Origin of the sequence: Streptomyces capoamus, assembly GCF_014654935.1 — a bacterium.
In the GTDB taxonomy this organism is placed as follows: Bacteria; Actinomycetota; Actinomycetes; order Streptomycetales; family Streptomycetaceae; genus Streptomyces; species Streptomyces capoamus.
Window position 1 is genome coordinate 63,270 of record NZ_BNBF01000014.1, and the last position, 9,242, is coordinate 72,511.

Consider the following 9,242-nt stretch of genomic DNA (forward strand, 5'->3'; position numbering starts at 1 on the left):
CCTCGAGCAGCGAACGGACCAGTCTGCGGACGGTGTCCGCGGTGGGTGTCGGTGCCTGGGTCATGGATCGCGCGTCGCCGTTCCGGGTGTCGTCGCCAGTGGGTCCCCTTGTGCCTGTCACTCCACTATGACCAGCTCACGGGTGGTGTTGTTGAGGCGGCGGCCACCGTCCTGCGTCACCGTGACGATGTCCTCGATGCGCACCCCGAAGCGGCCGGGCAGGTAGATCCCGGGTTCCACGGAGAAGCACATGCCGGGCACCAGCGGCTGCTCCTCGCCCTCGATCATGTAGGGCGGCTCGTGCGTGGTGACGCCGATGCCGTGCCCGGTGCGGTGGATGAAGTACGCGCCGTACCCCGCGTCCGCGATCACCGCGCGGGCGGCGCGGTCGATCTCCTGGCAGGCCACGCCCGGGCGTACGGCCCGGAAACCGGCCTCCTGGGCGGCCCGCACGACGTCGTGCACCCGGCGCTCCTCCTCGGTCGGCTCGCCGACGTGGACCGTGCGGGTGGTGTCGGAGCCGTAGCCGTCCTTCAGGCCGCCGAAGTCGAGGACCACCATGTCGCCGGGCCGGATGACGCGGTCGCCGACCTCGTGGTGCGGGTTGGCGCCGTTCGGGCCGGAGCCGACGATGGTGAAGTCGACCTGGGAGTGGCCGAATCGGCGCAGCAGCCCGGCGAGGTCGTGGCCGACGTCGGACTCGCGGCGGCCCGCGAAGGCAACCTTGCGGATCTCCTCGAACGCCAGGTCGGCTGCCGCTCCGGCGGCTGCCAGGAGCTCCAGCTCGGCCGCGTCCTTGACCGCGCGGAGCATGGGCAGGGCTTCGGTGAGGGAGGCGTAGGAGGTGTCGGGGAGGGTCCGCTGGAGGCCCAGCAGGTGCATCGCCCAGGTGTTGTCGCTGATGCCGAACCGGCCGCGGCGGTCGAGGAGGCCGGCGGTGACGGCGTAGGGGTCCTTGCCGTCGGTCCAGTCGCGCAGGGTCAGCGCGGCGGCGCCGGCCCCGTGCTCGGCGTCCGGGGCCTCCAGGGTGGGCACGACGAGCACGGGGTCCCGGCCGGGGGCGAGGACGAGCACGGTGAGCCGTTCCGTGACCGCGGTCGGCGTGTATCCGGTGAGCCACACCATGTCCGGCCCGGGTGCCACGAGCAGTCCGGCGAGGCCGGCGTCCGCGGCGGCGCGCGCGGCGCGCTCCATGCGGGCGCCGTAGTCGGCGGCGGTGAAGGGCGCGGTACCGGTCATCCGGGCCTCCGGGCGGTGAGGGTGAGGGAGCGGGGCAGCGACGGCGTCTCGGGCAGCATCCTGCCCGCCCGGACGGGAGGATGCGACACGGTTCCGGGGACCGGTGCGCCGCGGACCGGTGAGAAGCGGCTCGGCATGGGTTCATGATGACGTGCGGGACGGACGGTGACCAGCGGGTTCCCTGGCGTGTACGAGACAGCGGACACCGGGGCGGCGCGGTACCGGGGGTCACCGGCCCGGACCGACGCCCCGTGCGAGGGCCCGGTTCCGGCCCGGTTGCGGCCCGGTCAGGTCACCACCGCGGGAATGACCGCCAACTGCTGGTAACCGCCGCCGCTGTGCCGCACGGTGAGGAGCAGCGCCTTGCCGGGGCGGACACGGGCGACGGCGCGGGCGAGGTCGGCGGCGGTGTCGACGCGGGCCGAGCCGAGCTGCAGCACGATGTCGCCGCGGACCAGGCCGGCGGCGTAGCCGGGACCGGGTACGTGGACGCCCACGACCAGCGCGCCCGCCTTCGGGGCGTCGACGGCCTCCACGCCCAGTGCCGGGCTCGGCGCGGCCGGGGCGGGGGCGGAGGCCGCTGTGGGGGCGGTGTCGGCCGAGGGGGCGGGTTGCCGGGTCTCGCGCCGCAGTTCGGCGAGTCTGCTCGTACCGGCCACCGTGGCCCCGACCGTGCCGATGCCGACGCCGCAGAGCACCAGCACGACGGCGGCGCACAGGCCGGACAGCAGGGTCCGCAGCCGCCGCCCGCGCCGGGGCGCGGCGTGCGGTCGGCGGGCGGGGCCCGGGGTGTCGTCGTCCCGCCGGTCCTGGCCCGGCATCGGTTTGGGCCGCAACGCAGTGTGTTCCATGGTTCGCTCGCCTCCGGCTGGTGCTCTACCCGGGGCGAGGGCCCGTGACGAGACACGAACGAGTGAGACTGGCCGGAGGACGGAACCGGGTAGTCATGGCCGTGGGGACGGCGCAGCACAACCGTCAGCGCAGCGCCGGCACGGGCACGGCGGGTGCCCGGTCGGGCAGGAAGCCGTGGGCGCGGCGGCCGAGCCACGCGGCCTTGTAGCGGTCGACGTTGCGGTGCCAGTGCAGGATGCCGGCCAGCCAGTTCTGCAGGTCGAGCACATAGCCGTCCATGGCGGCCCGTGCCTCCTCCGACAGCCGGAAGTCGTCGTACAGCACGGGGAGTTCGTGTGCCACCACGTGCTCGAACTGCTGCATGCGCTGGGTGGTCAGATCGTGGACGACGGTGAGCGCGGCCGGATAGTCCACGCCGAAGAAGTTCTGCACGACGAGGACGGCGTTGTGGATCTCGCCCTCGTACTCGATCTCCTTCTGGTACGAGAAGATGTCGTTGAGGAGGCACGCGTAGTCGATGGCGGAGTTCTCCAGCGAGCGCACCGGGCCGCTGCGGTACACCTCCGGCGGGACCGCGGGGCCGCGGCCCGCGCGGCACAGGCTCAGGGTGAGGTCGGAGCCGAAGGTGGCGCGGCGCATCTCCAGGTAGTCGACCGGGTCGGGGACGCGGTTCTGGAGCTGGTTGGACAGCTCCCACACCCAGCTCTCGGTCATCACGTCCACGGACGCCTTCAGGCTCCGGCGCTGGCCGGCGGTCATCCCGGCCGTGGTGCGGGTCCAGAGGTCGGTCAGACCGCGCTCCATGGCGTTGCCGGGTACGACGGCGGGCTCGCCCTCGACCGGCATGCACTGCGAGAGCCGGGCCGTGGTCAGCCGGGCGGCCGCCAGGTCCCTGCGGTGGCCGTACACGAGTGGGTAGTAGTCGTCGCCGTAGGTCCCCCAGGCGAGCCACTGCGCGCTCAGGTCGAGGGCCTCGGGGGTGGCGTCCGGGTCCAGGCCGGCGGAGCACAGCGCGAGGTCGTACGCGGCGAGCTTGTCCTCGTCCCAGACGCCTTCCCGGAGGATGCCCGTGCGGTGGCACCAGTCGGCGAGGTGGCCGCGGGCGCGGTCGAGGTGGGGGCTGAGCCGGAGCCGGTAGGGCATGTACAGGTCGGGGATGCGGGACGGGCCGACCTTCTGGTACGGCACGTGGGAGTGGGCGCGCAGGCGTTCCCGGGCGGCCGAGGCGAGGAGCGCGCCGACGTCGGCCGCGGAGGTGCCGGGACCGTTCACGAGCTGCCAGGGCGAGTTGGACCGCGCCCCCTTGTTCATGTAGCGGCTGGAGCGCAGGTGCCATTCGTGGCCGCCGGCCTGCCAGTCCTGGAGCCCCTTGGTGTAGGCGGCGATCGCGGCGGCCTCGACCGGTGTGAGGCCCTTCTCCAGCGCGACGGCCGGGACCTCGGTCAGCGCCGTGTGCTCGAACTGGTGCAGCCGGGAGGTGAGGACGTCGTTGACGGTGTCGGCGGCCTGCTGTGTGGTGCAGCCGAAGAACTTCTCCAGGACGAGTACGCCATTGCTGTTCTCCCCCTCGTCCTCGACCTCGCGCTGGTAGGAGAACAGGTCGTTGCGCAGGTGGACGGCGTCGGAGAACGTCTCCATGAGCACGCGCAGCGGCCGGGTGCCGGCGACCGCGGCGGGCACCTCGGCCGTCGCGTACTCCACGAGCCCGGCCGACCAGGGGGCGCCGCCGACCTTGCGGCGCATCTCGATGTACTCGACCGGGTTGGCGACCCGCCCCTCGTTGATGTTGGACAGCTCCCACATCGACTCGTTGAGCAGGTGCTCGGTGGCGACGGAGAAGCGGCGGCGCCAGTCCACGGACATCGAGGGCACCGTCCGCGCCCACAGGTCCTTCAGCCCGGCCTCCACCGGATTCTCCGGTTCCGGCATGGGGGTGGCGGGGTCGAGCGGCATGAACAGCGGCAGCCGGTCCAGGTGCGCCTTGCCGGCGGCGCGGTCCTGCGTGCGCTTGTACATGTCGAGGAAGTGGTCGTCGAAGAAGAACACCCACACGTACCAGTCGGTGATCAGCGAGAGCGCGGGTCCGGCGCAGTCGGGGTGGGTGTAGGCGCACAGCAGACCGTAGTCGTGCGCCTCCAGGTCGGCCTGGTCCCAGATTCCGGAGCCCTCCAGCATGCCCATCTCCCGGGCCCACGCGGTCGAATGGGCGCGGGCCTCCTCCAGGTGCGGGTTGAGCCGCGCGGGATACGGCATGTAGAAGTGCGGGAGTTCGAACGGCTGCGTCATGGCCGGGCACTACCCGGGGCGCCGGACCTCCATCCGCCCGGGGGCACATGATCACACCATCGCGTGAACCGTCCGCGGAACGTGCAACTCCGGCGGGGGGTTGTGGCGTTGGTTCCCTTGCCGTGCCCGCGCGCGGGGGCCACGGTAGGCGCATGACCTCCTTCGTGCTGCCCCATGAGGTGCACGGCGACGGCCCCCACAAGGTGTTCGCCGTGCACGGCTGGTTCGCCGACCGGTCCGCCTACGCGGCCGTCCTTCCGGATCTGGACCGCACGTCGTTCAGCTACGCGCTGGTCGACCTCCGCGGCTACGGCGAGGCCCGGGACGCCACGGGCGCGTACACGACGGCCGAGGCGGCCGTGGACCTGGTGGAGCTGGCGGACCGGCTCGGCTGGGAGCGGTTCTCGGTGATCGGTCACTCGATGGGCGGTGCCGTGGCGCAGCGGCTGCTCTCCGTGGCCCCGCACCGGGTGCGCCGGATCGCCGGTGTCTCGCCGGTGCCCGCCTCGGGCCTGCCGCTGGCCGGGGAGCAGGCGGCGCTGTTCGCGGACGCGGCGCACCGGGCGGAGAACCGGCGCACGATCATCGACGTCACCACCGGGGGCCGGCGGCCCGCCGCCTGGCTAGACCGGATGGTCGCCCGCTCGCTGGAGCGCAGCGACGCCAAGGCGTTCCGGGCCTGGCTCGACTCGTGGGCGGGCGAGGACTTCCAAGCCGACGTCGTGGGCAGCGAGGTGCCGGCCCTCGCCGTGGCCGGCGCGCTCGATCCGGCGCTGTCGCCGGAGGTGCTGCGGCAGACCTGGATGAGCTGGTACCCGCGCGCGCGGCTCGCCGTGCTGCCCGGTGCCGGCCACTACGCCATGGACGAGACCCCGCTGGACCTGATCCGCGCGGTCGAGGACTTCCTGCGTGCGGACACGCCGGACCGGCGGCCCGCGTGAGCGTGCGCGCGGTGCCGCCGGTCCCGGACGTCTTCGACCCCCGCCGGTACGCCGCCGGTGTCCCCCACGACGACTACCGCGTGCTGCGGGACCACCATCCGGTGGCCTGGCAGGAGGAACCGGAGGTGCTGGGCTGGCCCGCCGGGCCGGGATTCTGGGCGGTGACCCGGCACGCGGACGTGGTGCGGGTGCTGCGGGACGCGGGGACGTACTCCTCGTACGCCGGCGCGACGCAGATCCGGGACCCCGACCCGGAGGACCTGCCGTTCATCCGGCGGATGATGCTCAACCAGGACCCGCCGGCGCACGGACGGCTGCGCCGGCTGGTGAGCCGCGCCTTCACGCCGGGGCGCGTGGCACGGTTCGCGGCGGACGCCCGCGAGCGGGCGCGCACCCTGGTGGCGGGCGCCCTGGAGACGGCGCGGGAGGGTGACGGCACGGTGGACGTGGTGGCCGCCGTCACCGACGAGTACGCCCTGCTGAACCTGGCGGACCTGCTGGGCGTCCCGGCGGGCGACCGGGGGCTGCTGCTCCGGTGGACACAGCGGGTCATCGGCTACCAGGATCCGGACGAGGCCGGTCCAGCGGTGCGGGACGAGGCGGGCAGGCCGGTCGATCCGCGGTCGCCGGCGATGTTGCGGGACATGTTCGCGTACGTGCGGCACCTGGCCGTGCACAAGAGGCGGTGTCCCGCCGACGACATCCTGACCACCCTCGCCCACGACGCCGAACTCGCCGACGGCGACGTGGAGATGTTCTTCTTCCTGCTCACCGTGGCGGGCAACGACACCGTCCGCGCGGCGGCCCCGGGCGGCCTGCTGGCCCTGGCCGAGCACCCGGAGGCGTACGAGCCGCTGCGGACGGGAGCGGCCGGCGTCCCGTCCGCCGTCGACGAACTGCTGCGCTGGCACCCGCCCGTGCTCACCTTCCGCCGCACGGCCGTGCGGGACACCCGGCTGGCGGGCCGCGTGATCCGGGCCGGGGACAAGGTCGTGGTGTTCCACGCCTCCGCCAACCGTGACGAGCGGGTCTTCGCCGCCCCCGGCCGGCTCGACCTGGCCCGCTCCCCGAATCCGCACGTCTCCTTCGGGGACGGTCCGCACGTCTGCCTCGGCGCCCACTTCGCCCGGCTGCAACTGCGGCTGCTCCACGAGGAGCTGCTGCGCGTCCTGCCCGGACCGCCGAGGCTCGCCGCCCCGCCCAGGCGGCTGGTGTCGAACTTCATCAACGGCGTCACGTCACTGTCACTGCTGGTGGCGTGAGGGGTCCACCTGGATCAGCGCGTGCGTGCCACCGGTACGCCAGCCCTGCCCCTCGGCCGCCACCAGTGCGGCCTCGGTCGCGGGCGTGAGCCCGGTGATCACGTCGGACTTGAGGGTGCGCAGCGCCGCGACCGGGCCGGGGAAGCAGGCGGTGGTCTCCCGGAAGGGTGTGGTGGGCGGCCAGAGCCGGTCGCCCACCAGCCGGCGGTAGTTGAGGTCGCCCTTGACGACGGTCAGGGTGGCCGTCGCGAACTCGGCGCGCAGGTCGTCGGGCATGGAGGCGTAGGGAAGCGGGGCACAGGAGAAGGGATGGGCACGGACGGTGAGCCGGCCGTCGGCCAGGGCCGCCCAGAGCACCCGGCCGTACTCGGCCGCCGCGCCGGAGGCCGCGCGCAGCCGGTGCAGGGCGTCGACCACGTCGGCGGTGGTGGCGTCGGAGACGTAGTACGGGTACGGCTTGACGTGCAGGACGGCCCGTGCGGCCCGGCCCTCGGTGAGGAGGTGGGCGATGAGCAGCAGGTCGGGGACGAGTTCGCGGCCCGCGTTGTCCGCGACCAGCACCAGCGTGCCCGTCCCGCCGGGCGGCAGCAGCGACCAGAGGGTGTCGCTGTCGTCGGCGACCAGCGCGGGGGCCGGGTCCCGCTCCTCGGCGCCCGCGGCGGAGAGCCGGAAGCCGAGGTCGGCGCGGTTGCCCCACAGCGAGCCGTGCAGCAGTGCGCGGGCCCGTTCCTCCTCCGGCAGGTCGCGCAGGCCGTCCAGGGCGGCGAGTTCCTCGTCGGTCTCCGGGGCGTCGAGTTCGGCGCGCTTGAACGGGCGGAAGGGGTCGATGCCCTGCCAGGGGCCCGGGCCGAACCAGCCGACGGCGTCCAGCAGCCGACGGTAGAAGTAGCTCTCGGACCACAGCCACGGCACGTCGTACCAGGACCGGCCGGCGCACTCGGCCAGGCCCCAGCCGTGCCAGCGGTCCCGGTCCGGTGCGTCGGCGGGGAGCGGTTCGACCACTCCCCGGGTGCAGCTGCCGAGCAGCCCGTCCAGCGCCGTGTGCTGCCCGGGGCCGTACGGGAAGGCCTCCCGTACCTGCCGGATGATCGCCGGGTGCCGCTCCGCCAGCACGCTGTGCGGGAAGGAGCCGGGTTCGTTGCCGAGGATCACGGGTGCGAAGGGGGTGTCGGGCATGTCAGTCACGCTATCGCGGGTGTCAGACCGTGCGGATCTCCCGCTCCAGCTGCGTGGCGAGGGTGACGTAACGGGGGCGGCGGTGCACGGGGACGAGTCCGCGGATCATCAGGTGCCACATCTCGGCGACTCTGCGCGGCAGCCGTACGGTCGGTTCCAGCGAGCGGCCGGCGACCCGGGTGCCGATGAAGAAGCAGACGAGGGAGTGGGCGACCACGCCGACGTCCAGATCGCCGTGCACGTCGGACTCCCTGACGGCCCCGGTGACCTTCCGGGTGGCGAACTCCAGCCACTCGGTGAACGGGTGCCGCAGGGGCGGGCGCACGGCGATGTCGGCGGTGGCGAGGCGCAGCCCGGCGCGTGGCACGGGGTCCTCCACGGCGAGCCGGGCGATCCCGAACGTGGTGCGCATCAGGGCCTCCAGCGAGGAGCAGCCGCGGTTCTCGACGTCGGCGACGAGCTGTTGCGCGGCCCTGGCCTGGAGTTCCAGGATGGCGTGGGCCAGGTCCTCCTTCGCGGCGAAGTGGAAGTACAGGGCCCCCTTGGTGACCTTCGCGTGTGCGACGATGTCGCTCAGGCTGGTGGATTCGTAGCCGTGCCGGTCGAACAGATCGGCGGCGGCCGTGATGATCGTCGACCGGGTCTGTTCAGCGCGTAACTGCCTCGCCATCCTGGACCCTTCCTCGCATCTCTAACGAACAGGACATGCGGTTTGTTTTTAACCCCTTGGATACGATAACTCACCTAAAGGCAACGGGAGTCCGCGGTGTCACGCGAGGCACGACACGTGTCAGCGACCGCAGCGGCGGCACGCGGCACGGACGAGCCCCGCATCCGATTCCCCCTTCGCCACGGGCGGGCGCCCCGGCAGGCCCAGGAGTGACGGCCGCCGCCCCATGATCGCCACGATACGAGGCGGACAGCGGCGGCTCAACGGGATCCGGAAGCAGGCGCGGAACAGCCGAACCGGTCGGTGCTTTCACGCCCCCCGCGCACGGGCCGGCCGCTCGGGCTGAACGCGCGGCGCACCGGCGTCGTACTGGACGCCGCAGACCCCGTTCCCGCCGCGCCGAGGAGACGTCCCGGATGACTCGGATGACCGCCCGCCTGAGCGTCAGGGTGGCCGCTGCGGCGGCACCGCTGCTCCTGCTGCCCTGGGCGGCGGGGCCCGCCCGGGCGCACGGGGCCCCGACGGACCCGGTCAGCCGGGTCTACGCCTGCTCGCCCGAGGGCGGTGCCGCCCGCACGGCGGCCTGCCGGGCCGCGATCACGGCGAACGGCGCCGCGTTCAACGCCTGGGACAACCTGCGGGTGGCGGGGGTCGGAGGCCGCGACCGGCAGGTGATCCCGGACGGCAGACTGTGCAGCGGGAACCTGCCGGCGTACCGCGGCCTGGACCTGGCACGGCGGGACTGGCCGGCGACACGGCTGAGTCCCGGCGGCCGGCTGACCCTGACCTACGCGTCGACGATCGCCCACACGGGAA

At 73.5% G+C, this 9,242-nt stretch carries 8 protein-coding genes; 3 read left to right on the top strand and 5 right to left on the bottom strand.

The features are described 5' to 3' along the window. Window positions 1–117: 117 nt before the first annotated feature. The 3 genes from IE312_RS21960 to cyc2 all read right to left on the bottom strand — a co-directional run bounded on the left by IE312_RS21960 (window position 118) and on the right by cyc2 (window position 4,377). The gene (locus IE312_RS21960; RefSeq protein ID WP_189984062.1) at window positions 118–1,239 is read right to left on the bottom strand and encodes an aminopeptidase P family protein; all 1,122 of its coding nucleotides are present in this window, start codon (window positions 1,237–1,239) and stop codon (window positions 118–120) included. Between the two features lie 287 nt (window positions 1,240–1,526). After that, entirely contained in the window at window positions 1,527–2,090 is a 564-nt protein-coding gene (locus IE312_RS21965) for a PDZ domain-containing protein (protein WP_189984063.1), read from the bottom strand. Window positions 2,091–2,214: 124 nt separating this feature from the next. After that, complete coding sequence (gene cyc2, locus IE312_RS21970; RefSeq protein ID WP_189984064.1) at window positions 2,215–4,377, bottom strand: germacradienol/geosmin synthase Cyc2; 2,163 nt, start codon at window positions 4,375–4,377, stop codon at window positions 2,215–2,217. Between the two features lie 152 nt (window positions 4,378–4,529). Here cyc2 and IE312_RS21975 point away from each other — a divergent pair, with 152 nt between their 5' ends. Together IE312_RS21975 and IE312_RS21980 are read left to right on the top strand one after the other, a co-directional pair. Next, window positions 4,530–5,318, top strand: a complete 789-nt coding sequence (locus IE312_RS21975) for an alpha/beta fold hydrolase (RefSeq protein ID WP_189984065.1) — start codon at window positions 4,530–4,532, stop codon at window positions 5,316–5,318. After that, window positions 5,315–6,580, top strand: coding sequence for a cytochrome P450 (locus IE312_RS21980; protein WP_189984066.1), 1,266 nt, complete (start codon window positions 5,315–5,317; stop codon window positions 6,578–6,580). The genes IE312_RS21975 and IE312_RS21980 overlap by 4 nt, the downstream gene beginning before the upstream one ends. On the opposite strand, the gene IE312_RS21985 is transcribed toward IE312_RS21980, so the two are convergent. Both IE312_RS21985 and IE312_RS21990 read right to left on the bottom strand, forming a co-directional pair. Continuing rightward, window positions 6,563–7,756, bottom strand: a complete 1,194-nt coding sequence (locus IE312_RS21985) for a damage-control phosphatase ARMT1 family protein (protein WP_189984067.1) — start codon at window positions 7,754–7,756, stop codon at window positions 6,563–6,565. The two genes, IE312_RS21980 and IE312_RS21985, sit on opposite strands and share 18 nt — an antisense overlap. A 22-nt stretch (window positions 7,757–7,778) precedes the next feature. Then, window positions 7,779–8,426 (bottom strand): ScbR family autoregulator-binding transcription factor, encoded by a 648-nt coding sequence (locus tag IE312_RS21990; protein ID WP_189984068.1) that lies wholly within the window; start codon window positions 8,424–8,426, stop codon window positions 7,779–7,781. Between the two features lie 416 nt (window positions 8,427–8,842). Between IE312_RS21990 and IE312_RS41250 the strand changes: the two genes are divergently transcribed. Beyond that, the coding region (locus tag IE312_RS41250; RefSeq protein WP_229900274.1) for a lytic polysaccharide monooxygenase at window positions 8,843–9,242 on the top strand (400 nt) is incomplete at its 3' end.